At 72.2% G+C, this 21,289-nt stretch carries 19 protein-coding genes; 8 read left to right on the top strand and 11 right to left on the bottom strand.

Annotated elements, in window-relative coordinates:
• The first annotated feature begins 105 nt into the window (after nt 1–105).
• Entirely contained in the window at nt 106–321 is a 216-nt protein-coding gene (locus ACWCQK_RS00445) for a dodecin (RefSeq protein ID WP_385774235.1), read from the top strand.
• A gap of 8 nt (nt 322–329) precedes the next feature.
• Here the strand turns inward: ACWCQK_RS00445 and ACWCQK_RS00450 are convergent, their stop codons facing one another.
• On the bottom strand, nt 330–821 hold the full coding sequence (locus ACWCQK_RS00450) for a phosphatase domain-containing protein (protein ID WP_451150258.1): 492 nt from the start codon (nt 819–821) through the stop codon (nt 330–332).
• 59 nt (nt 822–880) lie between these two features.
• On the opposite strand from ACWCQK_RS00450, the gene ACWCQK_RS00455 reads away from it, so the two are divergent.
• Together ACWCQK_RS00455 and ACWCQK_RS00460 are read left to right on the top strand one after the other, a co-directional pair.
• A complete protein-coding gene (locus tag ACWCQK_RS00455; RefSeq protein ID WP_451150260.1) occupies nt 881–1,312 on the top strand; it encodes a (2Fe-2S) ferredoxin domain-containing protein in 432 nt (143 codons plus the stop codon).
• Between the two features lie 44 nt (nt 1,313–1,356).
• Nucleotides 1,357–2,373 carry an LLM class flavin-dependent oxidoreductase gene (locus ACWCQK_RS00460; RefSeq protein ID WP_451150262.1) on the top strand — a complete coding sequence of 339 codons (1,017 nt, stop codon included), beginning with the start codon at nt 1,357–1,359 and terminating at the stop codon, nt 2,371–2,373.
• 36 nt (nt 2,374–2,409) lie between these two features.
• Here the strand turns inward: ACWCQK_RS00460 and ACWCQK_RS00465 are convergent, their stop codons facing one another.
• Nucleotides 2,410–4,884, bottom strand: coding sequence for an ATP-dependent Clp protease ATP-binding subunit (locus tag ACWCQK_RS00465; protein ID WP_451150264.1), 2,475 nt, complete (start codon nt 4,882–4,884; stop codon nt 2,410–2,412).
• A 204-nt stretch (nt 4,885–5,088) separates the two neighbouring features.
• On the opposite strand from ACWCQK_RS00465, the gene ACWCQK_RS00470 reads away from it, so the two are divergent.
• Entirely contained in the window at nt 5,089–7,428 is a 2,340-nt protein-coding gene (locus tag ACWCQK_RS00470) for an ATP-binding cassette domain-containing protein (protein ID WP_451150266.1), read from the top strand.
• A gap of 19 nt (nt 7,429–7,447) precedes the next feature.
• On the opposite strand, the gene ACWCQK_RS00475 is transcribed toward ACWCQK_RS00470, so the two are convergent.
• From ACWCQK_RS00475 to ACWCQK_RS00495, 5 genes are all read right to left on the bottom strand, one after another.
• The gene (locus ACWCQK_RS00475) at nt 7,448–8,242 is read right to left on the bottom strand and encodes a lysophospholipid acyltransferase family protein (RefSeq protein WP_451150268.1); all 795 of its coding nucleotides are present in this window, start codon (nt 8,240–8,242) and stop codon (nt 7,448–7,450) included.
• Nucleotides 8,242–9,009, bottom strand: a complete 768-nt coding sequence (locus ACWCQK_RS00480) for a GNAT family N-acetyltransferase (protein ID WP_451151742.1) — start codon at nt 9,007–9,009, stop codon at nt 8,242–8,244. Before ACWCQK_RS00480 ends, ACWCQK_RS00475 begins: the two co-directional genes overlap by 1 nt.
• 674 nt (nt 9,010–9,683) lie before the next feature.
• Nucleotides 9,684–10,433: a succinate dehydrogenase/fumarate reductase iron-sulfur subunit gene (locus tag ACWCQK_RS00485; protein ID WP_451150270.1), complete on the bottom strand. Its 750-nt coding sequence runs from the start codon at nt 10,431–10,433 to the stop codon at nt 9,684–9,686.
• Complete coding sequence (locus ACWCQK_RS00490; protein ID WP_451150272.1) at nt 10,430–12,388, bottom strand: fumarate reductase/succinate dehydrogenase flavoprotein subunit; 1,959 nt, start codon at nt 12,386–12,388, stop codon at nt 10,430–10,432. Before ACWCQK_RS00490 ends, ACWCQK_RS00485 begins: the two co-directional genes overlap by 4 nt.
• 3 nt (nt 12,389–12,391) lie before the next feature.
• The gene (locus ACWCQK_RS00495) at nt 12,392–13,063 is read right to left on the bottom strand and encodes a succinate dehydrogenase (protein ID WP_451151744.1); all 672 of its coding nucleotides are present in this window, start codon (nt 13,061–13,063) and stop codon (nt 12,392–12,394) included.
• 132 nt (nt 13,064–13,195) lie between these two features.
• Here ACWCQK_RS00495 and ACWCQK_RS00500 point away from each other — a divergent pair, with 132 nt between their 5' ends.
• A complete protein-coding gene (locus ACWCQK_RS00500; RefSeq protein ID WP_451150274.1) occupies nt 13,196–14,080 on the top strand; it encodes a LysR family transcriptional regulator in 885 nt (294 codons plus the stop codon).
• 86 nt (nt 14,081–14,166) lie between these two features.
• Here ACWCQK_RS00500 and ACWCQK_RS00505 read toward each other — a convergent pair whose 3' ends face one another.
• The 4 genes from ACWCQK_RS00505 to ACWCQK_RS00520 form a co-directional block, all read right to left on the bottom strand.
• Nucleotides 14,167–14,553, bottom strand: coding sequence for a nuclear transport factor 2 family protein (locus tag ACWCQK_RS00505; RefSeq protein ID WP_451150276.1), 387 nt, complete (start codon nt 14,551–14,553; stop codon nt 14,167–14,169).
• 51 nt (nt 14,554–14,604) lie between these two features.
• Nucleotides 14,605–16,740 (bottom strand): putative bifunctional diguanylate cyclase/phosphodiesterase, encoded by a 2,136-nt coding sequence (locus tag ACWCQK_RS00510; protein WP_451150278.1) that lies wholly within the window; start codon nt 16,738–16,740, stop codon nt 14,605–14,607.
• A complete protein-coding gene (locus tag ACWCQK_RS00515; protein WP_451150280.1) occupies nt 16,737–17,549 on the bottom strand; it encodes an SAM-dependent methyltransferase in 813 nt (270 codons plus the stop codon). The genes ACWCQK_RS00510 and ACWCQK_RS00515 overlap by 4 nt, the downstream gene beginning before the upstream one ends.
• Nucleotides 17,550–17,870: 321 nt before the next feature.
• Nucleotides 17,871–18,809: an SCO0930 family lipoprotein gene (locus tag ACWCQK_RS00520; protein ID WP_451150282.1), complete on the bottom strand. Its 939-nt coding sequence runs from the start codon at nt 18,807–18,809 to the stop codon at nt 17,871–17,873.
• Between the two features lie 766 nt (nt 18,810–19,575).
• On the opposite strand from ACWCQK_RS00520, the gene ACWCQK_RS00525 reads away from it, so the two are divergent.
• The 3 genes from ACWCQK_RS00525 (at nt 19,576) to ACWCQK_RS00535 (ending at nt 21,242) form a co-directional block, all read left to right on the top strand.
• Nucleotides 19,576–19,704 carry a hypothetical protein gene (locus ACWCQK_RS00525; protein ID WP_451150284.1) on the top strand — a complete coding sequence of 43 codons (129 nt, stop codon included), beginning with the start codon at nt 19,576–19,578 and terminating at the stop codon, nt 19,702–19,704.
• Between the two features lie 16 nt (nt 19,705–19,720).
• A complete protein-coding gene (locus ACWCQK_RS00530) occupies nt 19,721–20,485 on the top strand; it encodes a bestrophin-like domain (protein WP_451150286.1) in 765 nt (254 codons plus the stop codon).
• A 211-nt stretch (nt 20,486–20,696) separates the two neighbouring features.
• Nucleotides 20,697–21,242 (top strand): hypothetical protein, encoded by a 546-nt coding sequence (locus tag ACWCQK_RS00535; protein ID WP_451150288.1) that lies wholly within the window; start codon nt 20,697–20,699, stop codon nt 21,240–21,242.
• Nucleotides 21,243–21,289 lie beyond the last annotated feature (47 nt).

Consider the following 21,289-nt stretch of genomic DNA (forward strand, 5'->3'; position numbering starts at 1 on the left):
GATCCCCTCGGCGGCGGGCAGGTCCGACGCCTCGCGGTCCGGCGCGGCGTGGGGCACGGTGGAGTGATCCGTGACATGTCCGTCACGGCGGAGAGGAGCACCCGCATGTCGAACCACACGTACCGGGTCACGGAGATCGTCGGAACCTCGCCCGAGGGCGTCGACCAGGCCGTCCGCAACGGCATCTCCCGCGCCTCGCAGACCCTGCGCAACCTGGACTGGTTCGAGGTGACGCAGGTCCGCGGCCAGATCGACAACGGCACGATCGAACACTGGCAGGTCTGCATGAAGGTCGGCTTCCGCATCGACGAGACGGACTGAGCGCTCCGTCAGGTGCGCCCCTCCTGCTCCTGGGCGGCCCGAAGGGCCTCCGACGGGATGCTCCAGCGCGCCCGGACGACGGCGAATCCCGCACGCTCGGCGTCGTCGCACACGAGTTCGTCGTCGTCCACGAGCACGCTCACCTCCCGGGTCCGCGCGAGGCGCCGCAGGATCTCCAGCTTGGTGCGCCGGGCGGGCCTGCGGTCGTCGTTGCGCCGCATGTACACCCGCCCCTCGGGCAGCCCGTGCGCCGCGAGCCAGTCGAGCGTGTCGGGACGGCACCGCTCGGGCCGCCCGGTGAGATAGACGACCTCGCACTCCCGCGCGCTCGCCACGGCCAGCGCCACGCCCTCGGCGATCGGCGGGTCCTGCGGGGCGGCCGCGAAGAAGCCCGCCCAGTCGCGCGGACTGCGCTCCAGGAACCGCTGCCGGTGCGCGGTGGAGGCGAGGGTGTTGTCCAGGTCGAACACCGCGAGGGGTCGATTCCCACTGTCTGTCACCCCGCCACCCTAGACACCCCACGGCGGACGGCACGGGCCGGATGGACCATCCTTCTCCCATGCCTTCCGTGCCGTCCGTGGAGCCCGCCACCCGTACGTCCGTGACCGGCGCCGCCGGCCGGCGCCCCTGTGCCCTGGTCGTCTGCCGGGGCTGCTGCTGCGGCGACCCGCGCAAGCACCCCGGCACCGACCACGTCCGGCAGCTGGAGCACCTGCGCGCGGCGGCGGCCGAGCACGGCTTCCGGGTCCGTACGACCGACTGCCTCGGCCCGTGCGACCAGGCCGATGTCATCGTCGTACAGCCCTCGGCCGCGGGCCGGCTCGCGGGCGGACGGCCCACCTGGATCGGCTTCGCCATGGACGACGACTGCACGCGGGAGGTGGTGGCGTGGGCCGCGGCGGGCGGCCCCGGCCTCGCCGAACCGCCGGCCACGCTGGAGTTGCAGTTCATCCGGCCCCCGCGCGACGCCCGGGTCCGCTCGCGCCGCTGACCTCCGGCCGGGAATCCAGGGGCCCGAGCGGTGTTGAACCCGGTATGAGTTCCGTGATCGCCTCGGCCCGCTTCTCCGTCCTCGACCGCTCCCGCACCCGGGAGGGCCGGCCGGCCGCCGAGGCGCTGCGCGACACCGTACGGCTGGCGCGGGAGGTGGAGCGGCTCGGTTATCACCGGTTCTGGGTGTCGGAGCACCACGGGGTACCCGGGGTGGCCGGTTCCGCGCCGACGGTGCTGGCCGCCGCCGTCGCCGGCGCGACCCGCACGCTCCGGGTCGGCACCGGCGGGGTGATGCTGCCCAACCACCGGCCGCTGGTCGTGGCCGAGCAGTTCGGCGTGCTGGAGTCGCTCTTCCCCGGGCGGATCGACATGGGACTGGGCCGGTCGGTGGGCTTCACCGACGGGGTGCGCCGGGCACTGGGGCACGACAAGGGCGACGCCGGGGAGTTCGCGGCCCAGCTCGACGAACTGCTCGGCTGGTTTCGCGGCACTTCCCCGACGGGGGTGCACGCGCGGCCCGCGGAGGGCCTGACCGTGCCGCCGTTCGTGTTGGCCATGGGCGAGGGCGCGGACATCGCGGCCCGCGCCGGACTGCCGATGGTGATCGGCGATCTGCGCGACCGAGAGAAGATGCTGCGCGGCATCGACCACTACCGCGCCCGGTTCCGGCCCTCTCCGTGGGCCGCGGAGCCGTACGTCGTGATCTCCGGCTCGATCGCGGTCGCCGCGACCCCGGAGGCGGCCCGGCGGCTGCTGGTCCCGGAGGCCTGGTCCATGGCGTACGCGCGCACGCACGGCAGTTTCCCGCCCCTGCCCCCGGCCGAGGCCGTCGAGTCCCGCACGATGACCGCGAAGGAGCGCGGCCTCTACGAGTCCGGCCTCGCCGGGCACCTCGCCGGCGCCGAGGAGCAGGTCGCGCGGCAGCTGGAGGCGGTTCTGAAGGAGACGGACGCGCGGGAGGTGCTCGTCACCACCAGCACGTACGACCGCGAGGCCCTGTTCGACTCCTACCGGCGGCTCGCGCGCCTCGTGCGTCCGGGGGCCGCCGCCGCCGGATGACGGCGGCGGCCCCGGGCGCGGGGAGGTCCTCGCCCGTCACACCTCGGCCGGCTTGTCCGCCTTGATCACGATGGCGCCGTCCGACGCGTCCACCACCGCCCGGTCGCCCGCCTCCAGCCGGCCCGCGAGCAGCATGTCGGCGAGCCGGTCGTCCACCTCGCGCTGGATGGTGCGGCGCAGCGGACGGGCGCCGAACTCGGGCTGGTGGCCGATGTTCGCGAGCAGGTCGGCGGCCGCGTCGGTGACCTCCATGCCGACGTCCTGGGCGGTCAGCCGGCGCCGCGTGTGCTCCAGCAGCAGGTCGACGATCTCACGCAACTGGGCGCGGTCCAGGCCGCGGAAGACGATGATCTCGTCGATGCGGTTGAGGAACTCCGGCCGGAAGTGCTGGTGGAGGATCGGCATGACCGTCTCGCGCAGCTGGGTGTAGTCCTCGACCCCGGCGGCCAGGATGCGGTCGGCGCCGATGTTGGACGTCATGATGACGACCGTGTTCTTGAAGTCGACCGTGCGGCCCTGGGAGTCGGTCAGCCGTCCGTCGTCGAGGAGTTGCAGCAGGGTGTTGAAGACGTCGGGGTGCGCCTTCTCCACCTCGTCGAGCAGGAGCACCGCGTACGGCTGGCGGCGGACCGCCTCGGTGAGCTGACCGGCCTCCTCGTGGCCGACGTATCCGGGCGGGGCGCCGACCAGACGGGAGACGGTGTGCCGCTCCTGGAACTCGCTCATGTCCAGGCGGATCATGCGGTTCTCGTCGCCGAAGAGGGCGGCGGCGAGGGCGCGGGCCAGTTCGGTCTTGCCGACGCCGGTGGGGCCGAGGAAGAGGAAGCTGCCGACGGGGCGGTTCGGGTCGCTCATGCCGGCCCGGGCACGTCGCACGGCCCGGGCGACGGCCGTGATGGCCTCGTCCTGGCCGACGACCCGCTCGTGGAGGTGCTCCTCCAGCTTCATCAGCCGTTCGCGCTCCTCCTCGGTGAGCTGCGCGACGGGGATGCCGGTGGTGCGGGAGACGACCTCGGCGATGTCGTCGGCGGTGACCTTGGGTGTCTGCTCCTCCGCCCGGCCCACCTCGGCGAGCCGTCCCTCCGCCTCCTTGATCCGGTCGCGCAGCTCCTTGGCCCGCTCGTACTCCTCGTCGGCGACGGCCTGGTCCTTCTCCCGGTTCAGGGCGGCGACGGTGTCCTCGATCTCGCGGGTGTCGGCGAGCGGGGTCTTGGCACGCAGCCGTACCCGGGCGGCGGCCTGGTCCATCAGGTCGATCGCCTTGTCGGGCAGGAAGCGCGAGGTGATGTAGCGGTCGGACAGCTCGGCCGCGGCGACGACCGCCTCGTCGGTGATCCGGACCTGGTGGTGGGCCTCGTAGCGGTCGCGCAGGCCGCGCAGGATCTCGATGGTGTCGTCGACGGACGGCTCGCCCACCAGGATCGGGGCGAAGCGCCGCTCCAGAGCGGCGTCCTTCTCGATGTGCTTGCGGTACTCGTCGACGGTGGTGGCGCCGATCAGGTGCAGCTCACCGCGGGCCAGGGCGGGCTTGAGCATGTTGCCCGCGTCCAGGGCGCCCTCGCCGCCGCCGCCCGCGCCGACGACCGTGTGCATCTCGTCGAGGAACAGGACGAGCCCGTCGGAGTGCTCGCTGACCTCGTCGAGCAGCTTCTTCAGCCGCTCCTCGAACTCGCCGCGGTACTTGGTGCCGGCGACCATGCCGGCCAGGTCGAGCGAGACGAGCCGCTTGCCGGCGAGGGTCTTCGGCACGTCGTCGGCCACGATGCGCTGGGCGATGCCCTCGACGATGGCGGTCTTGCCGACGCCGGGGTCGCCGATGAGGACGGGGTTGTTCTTGCTGCGCCGGGAGAGGACCTCGATGGTCTGTTCGACCTCGTCATCGCGTCCGATCACCGGGTCGAGCCGCCCGGCCCTGGCGTCCTCGGTGAGGTCACGGCCGTACTCGTCGATGGTCGGCGTGCTGCTGGGCCCCTTGGCGCGCTCGCCCACGCTCTCGGTCGGCAGCTTCGTGGGCTCCCAGCCGCTCTCGGCGAGCGCCCGGCCGGCCGTCGACTCGGGATTGGCGGCGAGGGCGCGCAGCAGGTGTTCGGGGCCGATGTAGGAGGAGTCCTCGGCGCGGGAGATCTGGTAGGCGTCCAGCAGCGCCCGCTTGGCCGCCGGGGTGAGGGTGGACGGCGCGCTCTTCTCGCCGGCGGTCCTGCCGCTGACGAGCCGCTCCCTGATCCGGTCGGGGTCCGCGCCCGCCTCCGCGATCAGCCGCCGGGTCGAGTCGTGCGTGGTGGTCGCCGCCAGCAGGTGGCGCGCGTCGAGTTCCTCGCCGCCCTCCTCGGCGGCGAGGTCGCGGGCCTCGGCGACCAGCTCACGAGCCCGCTCCGAGAGCAGACTGCCGATGTCGATGGACTGCACCCGCCGGGAGGGCGTGGCCTGTCCCGAACCGCCGAAGAACCGGGACATCAGCTCGTCGAATTCCTCGAAGGGGCTGCGTCCGAAACCGAAACCGGGAGTACTCATCCGCACGGACCTTCCATTGCGCCGACAACAGGGCATCCGAGGGTTCCAAACTGGCACAAGCCGGGCACCCGCGCATCCGCGCCCGTCAGCGGGAATCTCCGGCCGCGCCCGCATAGAATCGCGGGGTTTGTCCCACCGCGGCCGACGGGGTCGAACAGCGCTCCCCGAGCGACAGCGGTCGACGATCCGTTACGGAGCCCCCTCATGCACAGCCCACACGACCCGTACGTCCGGGTCCGCGGCGCCCGTGAGCACAACCTCAGGGGCGTGGACGTCGACATCCCGAGGGACGTCGTGGCCGTGTTCACCGGGGTGTCCGGCTCCGGGAAGTCGTCACTGGCCTTCGGAACGATCTACGCCGAGGCCCAGCGCCGCTACTTCGAGTCGGTCGCGCCGTACGCGCGCAGGCTGATCCACCAGGTGGGGGTTCCGAAGGTCGCGGAGATCACCGGCCTGCCGCCCGCGATCTCCCTGGAACAGCGCCGCTCCGCGCCCACCTCTCGTTCCTCCGTCGGCACGGTCACCAACCTGTCCAACTCGCTGCGGATGCTGTTCTCCCGGGCCGGAACCTATCCGCCGGGCGCGGAACACCTCGACTCCGACGCCTTCTCCCCCAACACGGCCGTCGGCGCCTGCCCGCGGTGCCACGGTCTCGGCCTGGTCCACGATGCGACCGAGGAGTCACTGGTCCCCGACCCGTCGCTGTCCGTCCGTGAGGGCGCGATCGCCGCCTGGCCGGGCGCCTGGCAGGGCAAGAACCTGCGCGACATCCTCGACACGCTCGGATACGACGTCGACCGGCCGTGGCGCGAGCTGCCCGCCGAGCAGCGGCGGTGGATCCTGTTCACCGACGAGCAGCCGGTGGTGACTGTCCACCCGGTCCGGGACGCCGACCGTATCCAACGCCCCTACCAGGGGACGTACATGAGCGCCCGGCGCTATGTGCTGAAGACGTTCTCCGACTCCCGCAGCGCGACGCTGCGGGCGAAGGCGGAGCGCTTCCTGACCAGCGCGCCCTGCCCGGCGTGCGGCGGCAGCCGGCTGCGCCCGGAGGCGCTGGCGGTGACGTTCGCGGGCCGCACGATCGCCGAGCTGGCCGCGCTGCCGCTGGCGGAGCTGGCCGGAACGCTCGACGGCACCTCCGCGGCCGCCCGGGTGCTGACCGAGGACCTCACGTCCCGTATCGCACCGGTCCTCGAACTCGGCCTCGGCTATCTCAGCCTGGACCGCCCCACCCCGACCCTCTCGGCCGGTGAACTGCAACGGCTGCGGCTCGCCACCCAGTTGCGCTCGGGCCTCTTCGGCGTGGTCTACGTCCTCGACGAGCCGTCCGCCGGTCTGCACCCCGCGGACACGGAAGCGCTGCTCAGCGTGCTCCAGCGTCTCAAAGAGGCCGGGAACTCGGTGTTCGTGGTGGAACACCACCTGGACGTGATGCGCGCCGCCGACTGGCTGGTGGACGTCGGCCCACGGGCCGGCGAGCACGGCGGGCGGGTGCTGCACAGTGGTCCGGTGGCTGAGCTGGCCGGCGTCGGCGAGTCGGCGACGGCGCGCTTCCTCTTCGGCCGCTCCCCCGCCCCCGAACGTGAAGTCCGCGTCCCGCACGGCTGGTTGACGGTGGGGCCGGTGAACCGGCACAACCTGCGCGGGGTGACGGCCGAGTTCCCGCTCGGCGTGTTCACGGCCGTCACCGGGGTGTCCGGCTCCGGCAAGTCCACCCTCATCGGTGAGCTCACCGGCGAACTGCCGGGCGTGGGCCGCCTGGTCGCGGTCGACCAGAAGCCGATCGGCCGCACCCCGCGGTCCAACCTCGCCACCTACACCGGCCTGTTCGACGTCGTCCGCAAGGAGTTCGCCGCGACCGACCTGGCCCGCGAACGCGGTCACGGCGTCGGCCGGTTCTCCTTCAACGTGCCGGGCGGCCGCTGCGAGACCTGCCAGGGCGAAGGGTTCGTCGGCGTGGAGCTGCTGTTCCTGCCGAGCACCTACGCGCCCTGCCCGGACTGCGGCGGGGCGCGCTACAACCCCGGGACGCTCGAAGTGACGTACCGGGGACGGAACATCGCGCAGGTGCTGGACCTCACCGTGGAGGCGGCGGCGGACTTCTTCGCGGACACCCCGTCCATCGCCCGCAGCCTGCGCACCCTGCTGGACGTGGGCCTCGGCTATCTGCGGCTCGGCCAGCCCGCGACGGAGCTCTCCGGTGGCGAGGCCCAGCGCGTCAAGCTGGCGAGCGAACTCCAGCGCGCCCGCCGCGGCCACACCCTCTACCTCCTGGACGAGCCGACGACCGGTCTGCACCCGGCCGACGTCGAGGTGCTGACGCGTCAGCTGCACGGACTGGTGGACGCCGGGAACACGGTCGTCGTGGTCGAGCACGACATGTCCGTCGTCGCGGGCGCGGACCGGGTGATCGACCTGGGGCCGGGCGGCGGCGACGCGGGCGGCCGGATCGTGGCGTCGGGCACGCCACGGGAGGTGGCGCGGGCGGAGGGCAGCGCGACGGCGCCCTATCTGGCGCGGGAGTGGTCCGGCCGCGCCTGATCCCTCCGCCCCTCGCGGGTCAGGGGTGGGCGGCGGACCGCAGGCCCAGACTGTGCTGCGCCGCACGGGCCAGGGCCCGCCGGTCGCCGGCTGCGTCGCCGCGCAGGACGGGGCGGGCCTCCACCTCGGCGACCAGCCCGCGTGCCGACACCACGCGCCACACGGAGGCGAGCAGCGAGTCGTCGCCGACGAACGCGGGAGCCGTGCTGTCCGCTCCGCCGGCGAGCCGGTAGCGGATGCGTACCGGCTGGACGGCCGCCCCCGCGTCGAGCGCGGCCTGGAAGGCGGCCCGGCGGAAGTCGCCCTGGGCGCGGCCGCACCAGGTACTGCCCTCGGGGAAGACCGCGACGGCCCTGCCCGCCCGCAGCAGGTCCGCCATCCGCCCGACGGTGTCGGGGAGGGCGCGCAGCCGGTCGCGGTCGATGAACAGGACCCCGGCGGAGGCGGCCAGCGGGCCCGCCACCGGCCACCGCCGGATCTCGGCCTTGGCCAGCATCCGCGCCGGTCGCACGGCGGCGAGCAGCGGGATGTCGAGCCAGGAGATGTGGTTGGCGACAAGGAGCAGGCCACCGGCGGGCGCCGGGCTGCCGGCGACCTGGATCCGGACGCCCGCGGCCCGGACGATCACCCGGGCCCACCGACGTACCAGTTCCGCGGGGATCCACCGGCCGAACGGCACCAGGACGATGCCGGCGAGGAGCAGCACGACCATCGCCGTCAGCCGCAGCGCGGCCCGCGGGACGGTGATGGCGGACCCCGCCGGCTCCACGCACGCCCCGGGGGTGCAGGGCGCGCTGGGCAGCCAGACGCTCATCAGGCCGGGACGAGCGAGAGGAAGTGCCGCAGATAGCGCTGGTTGACCCGGCGCATCGACAGCAGCACGTACAGGTCGGCGACGCCGAAGTCGGGGTCGTGGGCGGGCTCGCCGCACACCCAGGCACCCAGGCGGAGGTAGCCGCGCAGCAGGGCGGGCAGCTCGGTGCGCGGGGGCAGCGTCAGGTCCGTCCGCGGGGTCCAGGGCACGAGCGGGCGCACCCGGAACTCCTCGGGCGCCAGGTACTTCTCGTGCACCCGGTCCCAGGTCGCCGCCGCGGTGAGGCCGCCGTCGGCCAGCGGGATGGAGCAGCAGCCGGCCAGCCACTCGTGCCCGCGGTCCACCATGTAGCGGGCGATGCCGGCCCAGATGAGGCCGATGACCGCACCGTCACGGTGGTCGGGGTGCACGCAGGAGCGGCCGACCTCGACCAGGCCGGGGCGGATCGCGTCCAGCGGGGAGAGGTCGAACTCGCCCTCGGAGTACAGGCGTCCGGCGACCGCGGCCCGCTCGGGCGGGAGCAGTCGGTAGGTGCCGACCACTTCCCCGGTGGCCTTGTCGCGTATGAGAAGGTGATCGCAGTAGGCGTCGAAGGCGTCCACGTCGAGACCCGGTTCGGGGCCGTCGAGACGGGCGCCCAGCTCCCCGGCGAACACCAGGTGCCGCAGGCGCTGCGCGGCCCTGACGTCGTCCTGGTCGCGAGCGAGCGAGACCAGATAGCCGGATCCTCCGGCCGGGGCGGCCAGTGCGGGGGGCGAGGCGGGCATGGCGGTCATGACGGTCTCCTGTGCCGAGCGGAAGCATGGGATAAGAGGCGTGAGGAAATCTGCACCTCACTTCTTCCGCCCCCGGCTGGCCTCGACGTGTCCTGTGCGGGGCCCGTGGATGTGCGGCTGCTGAATGCCGGGTTCGGCCACCGTCCGGCACGCGCTGAACACACCGGCGCGCACAGGGCCTTGGCATCGGACATTCCATACCTGGCGTCACATAACGGTCGCCATCGAGGCTGGTAAGCGCGTCACGACGGTCCGCCGATGCTTGGCGGGGCCGGGAACGAGCACCACTCCCGGCCCCGCCCGTCCGCACCTGGCCGGCGAACGTCTCCTGCCCCCACCCACTGCTTTCCGGCCACTTCACGGCACCACGCCCCCGACCGGCCGCCACCAGGGGGCACCGCGCGAGCGCCCCCCAAGGGGCGCGAGGAACTGCGCGGGCAACCACCCCCAACGGGACACCAGGCACTCCCCGAGCAACCACCCCTCAAAGGGGCGCGAGGAACTGCGCGAGCAACCACCCCCAACGGGACACCGGACACTCCCCGAGCAGCCACCCCTCAAAGGGGCGCGGGGAACTGCGCGAGCAACCCCCCACGACCCGCGGACTCCACACCCGCCCGCGCCCCCCCACACCGCCGAACCGCCCAGCGCCCAGCGCCCTGCGCTCAGCGCTTGGCGATCTTCCGGGTCGCGCGCAGCCACTCCTTGTTCATGCCGGTGATGGACATCAGCGGGATGCCCTTGGGGCAGGCGGTGGCGCACTCTCCGGTGAGGGTGCAGCCGCCGAAGCCCTCCTCGTCCATCTGGGCCACCATGTCGAGGACGCGGGTCTCGCGCTCGGGCGCGCCCTGCGGCAGCACGTTGAGGTGGTTGACCTTGGCGGACGTGAACAGCATCGCCGCACCGTTGGGGCAGGCCGCCACACAGGCGCCGCAGCCGATGCACTCGGCGTGCTCGAAGGCGAAGTCGGCGTCCGGCTTCGGTACGGGCGTGGCGTGGGCCTCGGGCGCGGCGCCGGTCGGGGCGGTGACGTAGCCGCCGGCCTGGATGATCCGGTCGAGGGCCGAGCGGTCCACGACCAGGTCCTTGACGACCGGGAAGGCCGAGGCCCGCCAGGGCTCGACGTCGATGGTGTCGCCGTCGTCGAAGGACCTCATGTGCAGTTGGCAGGTGGTGGTGCGCTCGGGGCCGTGCGCGTCGCCGTTGATCACCAGGCTGCACGCGCCGCAGATGCCCTCGCGGCAGTCGTGGTCGAAGGCGACGGGATCCTCACCCTTGAGGATGAGCTCCTCGTTGAGCGTGTCGAGCATCTCCAGGAAGGACATGTCGGAGGAGATCCCGTCCACCTCGTAGGTGGACATGGCGCCTTCGGCGTCGGCGTTCGGCTGCCGCCAGACGCGCAGGGTGAGCTTCATGCGTAGCTCCGCTGGGTGGGGTGGACGTACTCGAAGACCAGGTCTTCCTTGTGGAGGGTCGGGGCCTGCCCCGTTCCCGTGAACTCCCAGGCGGCCGCGTAGGCGAACTCCTCGTCCCTGCGGGCCGCCTCACCGTCGGGGGTCTGGGACTCCTCGCGGAAGTGGCCGCCGCAGGACTCGGCGCGGTGCAGCGCGTCGAGACACATGAGTTCGGCGAGCTCCAGGTAGTCGACGACGCGGTTGGCCTTCTCCAGCGACTGGTTGAACTCCTCGCCGGTGCCGGGGACCTTGATGCGCCGCCAGAACTCCTCGCGGATCTGCGGGATGCGTTCAAGGGCCTTGCGCAGCCCGGTGTCCGTGCGGGCCATGCCGCAGAACTCCCACATGAGTTCGCCGACTTCACGGTGGAAGGAGTCGGGGGTGCGGTCGCCGTCGACGGACAGGAGCAGGTTCAGCCGGTCCTGGGTCTCGGCCAGCACCTCCTGGACGACGGGGTGTTCGTCGGTCACCGCCTGGTCGGTGGCCAGGCGCGGGTTGCGGGCGAGGTAGTCGTTGATGGTGGCGGGCAGGACGAAGTAGCCGTCGGCCAGGCCCTGCATCAGCGCGGACGCGCCGAGCCGGTTGGCGCCGTGGTCGGAGAAGTTGGCCTCGCCGATCGCGAACAGCCCGGGAACGGTGGTCTGGAGGTCGTAGTCGACCCACAGTCCGCCCATCGTGTAGTGCACGGCCGGGTAGATCCGCATCGGAACCTCGTACGGGTTCTCGGCGGTGATCCGCTCGTACATGTCGAAGAGGTTGCCGTACTGCTCCTCGACCTTCTTGCGGCCCATCCGCCGGATGGCGTCGGCGAAGTCGAGGTAGACGCCCTGCCCGCCGGGGCCCACGCCCCTGCCCTCGTCGCAGACGTTCTTCGCGGCCCGGGAGGCGATGTCGCGCGGGACCAGGTTGCCGAAGGAGGGGTAGATGCGCTCCAGGTAGTAGTCGCGCTCGTCCTCGGGGATCTTGTTCGGCGGCCGGTCGTCGCCCTTGGCCTTCGGCACCCAGATCCGGCCGTCGTTGCGCAGCGACTCGCTCATCAGCGTCAGCTTGGACTGGTGGTCGCCGGTGCGCGGGATGCAGGTGGGGTGGATCTGGGTGAAGCAGGGGTTGGCGAAGTGCGCGCCGCGCCGGTGCGCCCGCCAGACCGCGGTCGCGTTGGAGTTCATCGCGTTGGTCGACAGGTAGAAGACGTTGCCGTAGCCGCCGGAGGCGAGGACGACGGCGTCCGCGAAGTAGGTGTCGATCCGGCCGGTGACGAGGTCGCGGGCCACGATGCCGCGGGCCCGCCCGTCGACGACGATCAGATCGAGCATCTCGGTGCGCGCATGCAGCTCCACGTTCCCGGCCGCGATCTGCCGGGACAGCGCCTGGTACGCGCCGAGCAGGAGCTGCTGGCCCGTCTGGCCGCGGGCGTAGAACGTACGGGACACCTGGACGCCGCCGAAGGAGCGGGTGTCGAGGAGGCCGCCGTACTCGCGCGCGAAGGGCACGCCCTGCGCCACGCACTGGTCGATGATCTCGACCGAGATCTGGGCGAGGCGGTGGACGTTGGACTCGCGGGCCCGGAAGTCGCCGCCCTTGACGGTGTCGTAGAACAGCCGGTGGATCGAGTCGCCGTCGTTGCGGTAGTTCTTCGCCGCGTTGATACCGCCCTGGGCCGCGATGGAGTGGGCCCGGCGCGGGGAGTCCTGGTAGCAGAACTGGACCACGTGGTAGCCCTGTTCGGCCAGGGTGGCGCCGGCGGAGCCGCCGGCCAGGCCGGTGCCCACGACGATGACCGTGTGCTTGCGGCGGTTGGCCGGGTTGACCAGCTTCGCCTCGAAGCGCCGCTTGTCCCAGCGCTCCGCGACGGGCCCGGACGGGGCCTTGTCGTCGACGAGCGGCTCGCCCGTCGGATAGTCCACATAGGTGCTCATGTGTCAGCTCACCACTCCGGTCATGACGCCCACCGGTACGGCGATGAAGCCGGCCGTGAGCAGCAGTGCGAGAACGTCGGCGACGGTCTTCAGGGCGCGGTCGCGGGTGCGGCTGCCGACGCCGAGGGTCTGGGCGGCGCTCCAGAAGCCGTGCCGGATGTGCAGGCCCAGCGCGAGCATCGCGACGATGTAGATGACGTTGCCGTACCAGGTGGAGAAGGTGTCCACGATGTTCTGGTACGGGTGTCCCTCCTGGAAGCCGCCCGTGTGCACGGTGCCGGTGGTCAGGTCCAGCAGGTGCCAGACGATGAACAGGCCGAGGATGATCCCGCCCCAGCGCATCGTGCGGGTCGCGTAGCTCGCCCGCGGCTTGGCGTGCACGTACTTGGTGGGCCGTGCCTTGATGTCACGGCGGCTGAGCTGGTAGGCGGAGACGGCGTGCGCGACCACGGCGACGACGAGGACGACGCGGATGAGCCACAGCGTCCACTCGTAGTGCATGAAGGGCTCGCCGACGGTGCGCAGCCAGTGGGCGTAGTGGTTGAACTCGCCCGCCCCGAAGTAGATCTTCAGATTGCCGATCATGTGGGCGACCAGGTACAGCAGCATGGTCAGGCCGCTGACGGCCATCACCGTCTTCTTGCCGACGGAGGAGTCCCACACGGTGCGTGCCAAGGACGGCCGTCGGTCCGTCCGCGTTGCCAGAGCCATGGAACAAGACGCTAGAGCCGGGCAGCCCGATCGGTCCAAGACATGGTCCAGCTTGATTCAATAGGACATCTCTATCGACGGGGTTATTCTCGGAGTATGCAGTTCCAGCAGCTCCAGTACTTCGTGGCGGTCGCCGAGACCCGGCACTTCACCCGGGCCGCGGAGACGGTCCATGTGGCGCAGCCGTCGCTGTCGCAGCAGATCAGGGCACTGGAGCGGGAGCTCGGGGCGGACCTGTTCCTGCGCGCCCGGGGCAACATCACGCTCACCGACGCGGGCGAGGCGCTGCTGCCGCTGGCCCGGCGCATCCTGGCCGACGCGGACACCGCGCGGCACGAGGTGGGGGAACTGGTGCAGCTGCGCACCGGCCGGGTGCGGCTGGGCGCGACCCCGAGCCTGTGCACCGGTCTGCTGCCGGACGTGCTGCGCGCCTTCCACGACCGCTACCCCGGCATCCGGCTGCTCATCGAGGAGGGCGGCTCGCACGACCTGGTACGGGAGCTGGCCCGCGGCGCCCTCGACCTGGCCCTGGTGGTCCTGCCGCTGCCCACCCCGTCCCCCGCGCTGACCACGGTGGAGCTGCTGCGCGAGGACCTCGTGGTGGTGTCGTCGGCGGAGGCACCCCGGCCCGGCGGCGGGCGGCGGACGGTGCGCGTCGCCGACCTGGAGGGCGAGCGGCTGGTGATGTTCCGGCACGGCTACGACCTCAGGGAGCTGACCGTGGCCGCGTGCCGCGCGGAGGGGTTCGAGCCGGTCTTCGCGGTGGAGGGCGGCGAGATGGACGCGGTGCTGGGGTTCGTCCGGGCGGGGCTGGGCGTCGCCGTCGTCCCGCGCATGGTGGCGGCCCGCTCAGGGCTCGGGCTGCGGGTCACCCCGCTGGCCCGCCCCGGCCTGGACCGGAGGATCGCCCTGGCCCACCGCAGCGACGTGGCACCACCGCGGGCGGCCCGCGAGCTGCAACGAATGCTGCTGGAACGCTGAGCCGGAGCGACACGCCCACGCTGCCGCACCGCACTCGCAGGCCGGCCACCCATCAGCCGCGTGAACAACGCTCCAGGCCGATACACCTAGTCGGTTCCCGGTGGCACCGGTGTGCCCTGGTGGTAGTACATGCGCCGGCCCGTCTCCTCGTCGCGCCTGCGCCACAGGGAGCTGCGGCGGGCCCGGTGGCCGTCGAGGACGGTCTCGTACGTGAGGTGCACCAGGCCGGGGGCCAGCAGCACGCCCCTGAACGCCGACGGCTCGTAGCGCGGGCCGTCCGCCGAGCCGCCCGGCTGGGCGGGCAGCCCGGTGACGGTCTCCTCGTACGTGTACTGCCGGCCGGAGGCGCCGACCTCGACGAACTCGGGGTCGAGCAGGCGCAGCGCCTCGTCGCGGGAGGACCGGACCGCGGGGTCCAGCAGCCGCAGTTCGGCCTCGATCGCCTCGTTGACATCGTCTGTCTCATGAGCCACAGACGTATCGTCGCGCGCCGCCCCGGTCCCCCCGCGACCGGGTCACGGCCGTCAGCCCGTCGCGTCCACCAGCGCCAGGTCGTGCAGCCGCTCGGGCGGGCCCGGGCGGGCGTAGTACCAGCCCTGGGCCGTGTCGCAGCCCAGTATCCGCAGCTGCTCGGCCTGCGCGCCGGTCTCGACGCCCTCGACGGTCACCGCGAGGTCCAGGCTGTGGGCGAGCGTCACGATCCCCTCGACGATCTTGAGGTCGACGGGGTCCGCGGGGAACTGCTGCATGCTCTGGGTGAAGGACCGGTCCAGCTTGAGGATGCTCACCGGCAGCCGGCGCAGGTTGGCGAGGTTGGAGTAGCCGGTGCCGAAGTCGTCCAGGGCGATGTCGACGCCCATCTCGGCCAGTCGGCGCAGCGGCTTGAGCAGGTCGTCGTCGGCGCCGATCAGCGCCGACTCCGTCACCTCCAGGCAGAGCGCGTCCGGGGCGACCCCGGTGCGCTCCAGGATCTCCACGGTGTCCTGCACCAGGCCGGGGTGGGTGAGCTGGCAGGGCGAGAGGTTGACGTTGATGCGCAACGGGCCGGTGTCGGCCAGGCGTTCGCGCCACTCACGGGCCTGACGGACCGACTGTTCCAGGACCCAGCGGCCCAACGGGACGATGAGGCCGGTGTGTTCGGCGAGCGGGATGAACCGGTCCGGGCCGAGGACGCCGTGCTGCGGGTGCAGCCAGCGCACCAGGGCCTCCGCGCCGTGCACGCTCCCGTCACCGAGGTGGACCAGCGGCTGGTACTCGATGAAGAACTCGCCCCGCTCCAGGGCGGTCGGCAGCGCCGTGGTGAGCCCGTGCCGGGTGATGGCGCGGGCGTCGGCCTCCGGGTCGGCGAGCTCGAAGCGGTTGCCGCCCGCCGACTTGGCCCGGTACATCGTGATGTCGGCGCTGCGCAGCACCTCGGCCGCGCTGCGCTCCTGCGCCGCGCCCTCGACGACGCCGATGCTGCCGCGCACGGTCAGCTCGCGGCCGTCGACGCTGATCGGGGCGATCAGGGCGTTCATGATGCGGGTGGCGAGCTCGTCGACCTCGCGCTGGGTGTCCGGTCCGGTGGTCAGCGCCACGAACTCGTCCCCGCCGAGCCGTGCGACCATCTCGCCGGGCGCGGTGGCGCAGGACTGGAGCCGGTCGGCGACCTCGACGAGCAGCCGGTCGCCGGCCGCGTGGCCGAGGCTGTCGTTGATGGTCTTGAAGCCGTCCAGGTCGAGGTAGCACAGGCCGAACCGCTGGGCCGCGCCGGCGCCCAGCGCCTTCTCCAGCCGTTCGAAGAACAGCGTGCGGTTGGGCAGGCCCGTGAGCGCGTCGTGCGTGGCCTCGTAGCGCAGCCGGAGGTTGAGCAGGCGGCGCTCGGTGGTGTCCTCCATCAGCGCCAGCTGGTACTGCGGCGCGCCGTCGGCGTCGCGCAGCAGGGAGACCGTCAGGTTGGTCCACAGGACCGTCCCGTCCGGGCGGTAGAACGCCTTCTCCACGTGGTAGTGCTCGCGGTCGCCGCGGACCAGCTCCTCGTACAGCCGCCAGACCTGCGGCGCGTCCTCGGCGTGCGTCCACTCCCGGACGTTGCGGCCGCGCACCGTCTGCTCGGAGCCGCCGAACATGCGCAGCATCGCCCCGTTGACCTCCAGGACGTTGCCGTCCAGGTCGGCGATGCTGATGCCTATGGCCGCGCCTTCGAACACGGCCCGGAAGCGTGCCTCGCTGGCGTGCAGCGCCTGTGCGACCACGCCCTGGGCCTGGAGCGCGGCCTGGGCGATCGCCTCCTGTTCGGCGAGCGTGCGCTCGCGCAGCGCCTGCGCGTACCCGGCGGCCATGGCGTGCTGGAGCCGGGAGGAGCGGGTGCGCAGGTCCTCCTGGGAGCCGTTCTCGCCGCAGTAGAGCACGAGGTAGGCGTCGACGCAGTCCAGCGCGCAGCTGAGCGCGTCGGGGTCCGTGCAGTGCGTGGCGACGAGGGCGGCGCCGACCGCCTTGCCCGCGTCCGCGTCGAAGTGCCGGGCTCGCAGCGCCTCGCTCAACCGTCGTGCCAGCGGCAGCAGTTGCTTCTCGAACTCCGGCCGGGTCAGTGATGTCGAGGTGACCGGGAACACCGCCCGGCTCCAGATCGTGGCGAAGCGGCGCAGTCTGTCCTCCGGGCCGTCCGGCTCCGCGGTCACGCCGTACGCCCCACGCCCGCGAACCCGGAGAAGGCGTAGGGGTCCTCGTCCTCCGGCGCTGTGTCCGGCCGCCAGCGCGGCATCGGCACCAGTCCCGGTTCCACCATGTCGTACCCTTCGAAGAACCGCTCGATCTCGTTCCGAGAGCGCATGATGAGCGGGTTGCGAATGTCCTTGTATACGTCCACCGCGCCCTCGGCCCGCTCCGCCGACAGGGGAATTCCCTCGTACGAGGCATGCGTCAGGACCAGCAGGCTGCCGGGCGCGAGCGCCGCGCTCAGCTCGGCCACCGCCGCGTAGGGGTCGTCCGCGTCTTCCACGAAGTGAAGTATGGCAACGAGAAGCAGCGCCACTGGCCGATTCAGGTCGATCGTGCGCTGGACCTGCGGGCTCGACAGGATCTCCCGGGGCTTGCGCAGGTCGGCCGCGACGACGTCCGCGTCGTCGTTTCCCGCGAGCACCGCCTCGCTGTGCGCGACGGCCACCGGGTCATGGTCGACGTACATGACCCGGGCGCCGGGGGTCACGGCCTGGGCGATCTCATGGACGTTGCCGAAGGTGGGGATGCCGGAGCCGATGTCGAGGAACTGGGTGACGCCCTCGGCGGCCGCGAAACGCACGGCGCGGCGCATGAACGCCCGGTTCGCCTGCATGATCTTGGGCAGTCCCGGCAGGAACTCCATGGCCTTGCGGGCCGCTTCCCGGTCGACCTCGAAGTTGTGCGAACCGCCCAGGTAGTAGTCGTAGATCCGCGAAACGCTCGGCACCGAGATGTCGATGCTCCGTGGGGCCCAAGCGGGACGCTCCATCCATCACTCCAAGGCGTAGGCGATCCGGTGTTCGAGCAGAGGCTACTGATCGCCTGCCAAAGGGGCGAGCAGAAACGGAAATTGACCATCCGTTCCCGGTCACTGCCTGCGGCACGTGCCACGTCGAGGCCGGGCGCCCCGCGCCGGGAGAAGTACGCGGCGTGATCCGGAGAGTCGCGAAGACGCGTGAAGGGTGAGTCACCGTCAGGAAAATTTCGGGTGAACGCAGCACAGCGGTCCGCCCCCTCCGTGCGGTGCGGAGGGGGCGGACCGAGGGCCGTGCGCGCTGCGGGCAAGGATGATCAACCCTGGGGAGGCGATCTACTCCTTGGGCGCGCCGACCGGCTTTCCGTCGGGGGCCACGGCGTACCACGTGCCGCCGACGCCCTGACCGTTGATGTCCCCGGGAGCCTTGTCACCGGAGAAGGTGTAGATCGGCCAGCAGTTGACCGTCTGCTGCTTGACGCCGTCGGGCCGGGTGAAGCTCATCAGGCCCTTCTTCACGACACCCTCGGTGTCGTTCGTGGCCACGGGACCGACGGCCGGCCACTTCTCCAGGCAGGCGCCGGTGCAGGCGGAGACCGGCTTCGGCCACGCCTTGTCCTTCAGGAAGCGGTAGACCGTCATGCCGTCCTTGTCGACGACGATCTCACCCAGGTTGGCGTCCTTGCGGGTGGACAGCCCGGGCAGGCTGGCCAGCTTCGCCTTCTTGCCGTCGGGGGCCAGCGAGAACCACTTGCCGCCCACGCCCTGACCTGTGGTGTCGCCGGCCTTGGTGTCCTTGGCGTAGCGGTACGCGGGCCAGCCGCCGACGGTCAGCTGCTTCGTGCCGTCGGTACGGGTGACCTCGCCGAGCAGCGCCTTGTCGATGCCGGCGCCGGCCGTGGCGTCGTCCGCGGGAACGGGCGGCCAGGCCGTGGCGCAGTCGCCGTCGCAGTTCGACTTGGGCGGCTCCGCGGTGTCCTGGTCGAAGCGGTACAGGGTGAGACCGGTGCTGTCGGTGAGCACCTTGCCGAGTTCCGCGTTCTGGGAGACGGCCAGTTCACCGGCGGTGGAGGTCTGCGCCGCGGGGGCCTGCGTACCGGCCGCGGCACCGTTGCCCAGGCCGGTTCCGGCGCTTCCGTAGCTGCCGGCCGCGGCCGTGGCACCCACGTTCTGACTCGCCGCCGGCGTGCCGCTTTCCTGGCCGCACGCCGTCGTCAGCGCCAGCACGGACACAGCGCTCGCCACGAGAGAGGCGCTCCGCCAGGAGGTCTTCATCGTCAACTCCCCGATCGTCACAAAATGTTGCAACCCCCTCTGGGTCGCCGCACGACCATGGGTACGCAGCCGGACGGGGGTTGTGTTCAGCCGTATCGCGAATTTCTTTCCGGACCCTGTGACACGGGACGTGCCGTCTCGTACGCGTGTGCGTCCGGCGGGGTCCGCGGGGGCACCTCGCTCAAACCGCCGTACGAGACCTTTCCCCCCTTCGGGGCATTCCTCGGGCGCTGCGGCGTGTGGGGCACCGGCAGGGCGAATGATCTCCGTCGTGCATGGACCCCTAGCCGCCCGATCCGCCCTCGCCGCAAGGGTGTTGGCCCTCCTCGCGCTGACCTGGATCCTCGTGGGCGCACCGGCGGGGACGGCGGCGGCCGATGCCTGCGCGTGGGCCTCGACCGGCCCCGACGGCACGGACGCGGTGGCGGTCGCGGGAGACGACACCTGCCCCACCCCCACTCCCCCGCCGTGCCCGACGCCGACGCCGACCCCGAAGCCCACACCGACGCCGACCCCGACCCCGAAGCCACCGCCGAAACCGACCCCGAAGCCGACCCCGAAGCCGACCCCCAAGCCTCCGCCGCCCGCCCCGGCCCCGCCTCCGAAGCCCCGGCCCGAACCGCCGCCGCCTCCGCCGCCCCCACCGGCGCCGCAGCCCGCCGCACCCCGCCCGCGTCCGGTGCCCGTCGCGCCGCCGGCGCCCGCGCCGCCGAAGCCGCCGCCCGAACCGTCGCCCAAGCCCACCCCGCGCCCCTCCGTGACGCCGGTGAGCTATCCGCAGTACCGCACCGTGCCGCCCCGGCGGCGTACGCACGGCGCCACGTCGCCCGTCGTCTACGTCCTGCTCATCACGATGCCCGCGGTGGTCGCGGTCGCCGCGCTGCGCCCGCGCTGATCCCTGGAGGTACCTCTTGCCGGAATGGCTTGTTCTCACCCTCGCCATGGCGGCCGCGTGCGCCGTGGTGATCGTCATCACCTTCGTCCGCAATCGCCGGGCGGCCGAGGACGAGGACCCCGACGAGACCCCGGACGTCATCGAGTACATGACGATGTGGATCGGCGTGGTCTACGCGATCGTCCTGGGCCTGGCCATCGCGGGCGTCTGGGAGGCGCGCAGCGTCGCCCAGGACCACGTCCAGGCGGAGGCCCAGGCACTGCACGAGATCTCGGAACGGGTCCGGGCGTATCCGCCCGACGTACGTGACCGCATTCGGGCGGATGTCAACGCCTATGTCGGACACGTCGTGACCACCGAGTGGAAGGCGATGGCCGACCACGGGGACGTCACGGACCGGGGCACCGAACTGCTCCAGCACATCCGTGCGGACGTCACGGACTACCAGCCGAAGTCGGACTTCGAGGCCCAGGCCTATCAGCCGCTCCTCGACCAGGTCGCCGCCGCGGACCAGGCGCGCAACGCCCGCGCCGACTCCACCGGGGCCACCATGCCCGGCGTGGTGTGGTTCGGACTGCTCATCGGAGCCGCCATCACCATCGGGATGGTCTTCGCGCTCCAGATCCGGCGTACGGCCAGGGAGCTGATCCTGGCCGGGCTGTTCTCGGCGCTGATCGCCTTCCTGCTGTTCCTGATCTGGGACTTCGACGCGCCCTACAGCCGGGGTATCACCGCGTCGGCGGAGCCGTTCCTGAAGCTCTTCCCGCACGCGGGCGGCTGACAGGGATTCGCGGGGGGACGTCCACGACACGCCCCGGCGTCCCCCGCAGGCGGGACAGGACGTCCCCTGTACGGCCCACACGGTTAACCCGTTCGCGCGACAGCGATCGCGGGGAGGCGCTCCTCTTCCTAGCGTTTGGGTCATCGAGACGCGGCGTCGGCGCGGGCGGAATGAATCCCGCGGCCGCTCCTCGGAGACCGGAGGATCCGCCATGCCCGCGATACGCGTCGTCTCGGCCTCTCTGCTGGGCCTCGGCGCCCTGGCCATCTCCGCGTCGGCGGTCGTCGCGAGCGGCGGCGACGACGACCACGACGCGACGCCGTTCGGCTTCGGGCTGCTGCCCCACAGCGTCGCGGCGGGCGGACAGGTCACCTTGCAGATCGACCGCGACGACGATGACGGCTGCGAGGGGGAGGCCACGGTCACCTCCGGGGTCTTCGACACGGTGCGTATCGCCTCGGACCGGGCGTCGGCCACCGCGACCATCGACCGGGACGTACGGGCCGGCGCCGCGTACCAGGTGACGTTCACCTGTGACGGCGAGAGCGGGACCGCGGAGCTGACCGTCACCGAAGGCGGGCCGGACGGCGCCACGCCGTCGCCGACGCAGGTACCCCGGGCGGTCGAGGCCGGTGAGGGCGGCACCCTCGGCGGGTTCGACCTCAAGGAGATCGGTCTGGGCACCGCGCTCATCGCGGGCTCGATCGGCGTGGCCTACCACCTCGCGCGCCGCCGCGGCGAGGAGGACGGCGCCTGAGGGCGGCGACCGATGGCACCGCGCACCCCACGCGACCAGGTCCGCGC

The sequence above is a fragment of the Streptomyces sp. NPDC002306 genome, from assembly GCF_053593435.1.

What these genes read in the sequence shown, in the direction of transcription:
- ACWCQK_RS00465 (WP_451150264.1), bottom strand. Translation starts at nt 4,884, where the DNA reads ATGAGTACTCCCGGTTTCGGTTTCGGACGCAGCCCCTTCGAGGAATTC.
- ACWCQK_RS00535 (WP_451150288.1), top strand. Translation starts at nt 20,697, where the DNA reads ATGCCCGCGATACGCGTCGTCTCGGCCTCTCTGCTGGGCCTCGGCGCC.
- ACWCQK_RS00490 (WP_451150272.1), bottom strand. Translation starts at nt 12,388, where the DNA reads ATGAGCACCTATGTGGACTATCCGACGGGCGAGCCGCTCGTCGACGAC.
- ACWCQK_RS00455 (WP_451150260.1), top strand. Translation starts at nt 881, where the DNA reads ATGCCTTCCGTGCCGTCCGTGGAGCCCGCCACCCGTACGTCCGTGACC.
- ACWCQK_RS00460 (WP_451150262.1), top strand. Translation starts at nt 1,357, where the DNA reads ATGAGTTCCGTGATCGCCTCGGCCCGCTTCTCCGTCCTCGACCGCTCC.
- ACWCQK_RS00500 (WP_451150274.1), top strand. Translation starts at nt 13,196, where the DNA reads ATGCAGTTCCAGCAGCTCCAGTACTTCGTGGCGGTCGCCGAGACCCGG.
- ACWCQK_RS00475 (WP_451150268.1), bottom strand. Translation starts at nt 8,242, where the DNA reads ATGAGCGTCTGGCTGCCCAGCGCGCCCTGCACCCCCGGGGCGTGCGTG.
- ACWCQK_RS00445 (WP_385774235.1), top strand. Translation starts at nt 106, where the DNA reads ATGTCGAACCACACGTACCGGGTCACGGAGATCGTCGGAACCTCGCCC.
- ACWCQK_RS00515 (WP_451150280.1), bottom strand. Translation starts at nt 17,549, where the DNA reads ATGGAGCGTCCCGCTTGGGCCCCACGGAGCATCGACATCTCGGTGCCG.
- ACWCQK_RS00470 (WP_451150266.1), top strand. Translation starts at nt 5,089, where the DNA reads ATGCACAGCCCACACGACCCGTACGTCCGGGTCCGCGGCGCCCGTGAG.
- ACWCQK_RS00480 (WP_451151742.1), bottom strand. Translation starts at nt 9,009, where the DNA reads ATGCCCGCCTCGCCCCCCGCACTGGCCGCCCCGGCCGGAGGATCCGGC.
- ACWCQK_RS00520 (WP_451150282.1), bottom strand. Translation starts at nt 18,809, where the DNA reads ATGAAGACCTCCTGGCGGAGCGCCTCTCTCGTGGCGAGCGCTGTGTCC.
- ACWCQK_RS00485 (WP_451150270.1), bottom strand. Translation starts at nt 10,433, where the DNA reads ATGAAGCTCACCCTGCGCGTCTGGCGGCAGCCGAACGCCGACGCCGAA.